The sequence below is a fragment of the Mesorhizobium sp. M3A.F.Ca.ET.175.01.1.1 genome, from assembly GCF_004791945.1.
Lineage (GTDB): Bacteria > Pseudomonadota > Alphaproteobacteria > Rhizobiales > Rhizobiaceae > Mesorhizobium.
Window position 1 is genome coordinate 1 of the sequence record NZ_SRTP01000277.1, and the last position, 313, is coordinate 313.

At 68.4% G+C, this 313-nt stretch carries 1 protein-coding gene; it reads left to right on the forward strand.

Going from position 1 to position 313, the window contains the following annotated elements; all coding sequences use genetic code 11:
- A partial coding sequence (locus EN818_RS31635) for a TOBE domain-containing protein (RefSeq protein ID WP_135906716.1) occupies positions 1 to 259 on the forward strand: 259 nt, incomplete at its 5' end.
- Positions 260 to 313 lie beyond the last annotated feature (54 nt).

A 313-nucleotide genomic window follows, 5' to 3' on the forward strand; every position in this document is an offset into this window, starting at 1 on the left:
GCTCTTCCGATCTCCGGAATCGCTGACTGTCGTCGCCGAGGGCAATGAAGCATTCGCCACGGCGACCGTTGTCGAGCGCCTTGGCGAGCGAACGCTCGTCTATGCGCGGCTCGCGGATGGGACGCAGGTGACGGCACAGGATCGCGGGCTTTCGAGCGTCAAACCGGGCGACGCCGTTCGGCTGAAGTTCGACACCACGGCCCTGCATCTCTTCGCCGCGGACGGATCGGCCTGGCACGCACGCGCCGACGGAGCCTGAACCCGCCGAGCGGGTCGTGCCCTCCGGCATTGCGGTGCACCTGCCGGGGCTCTA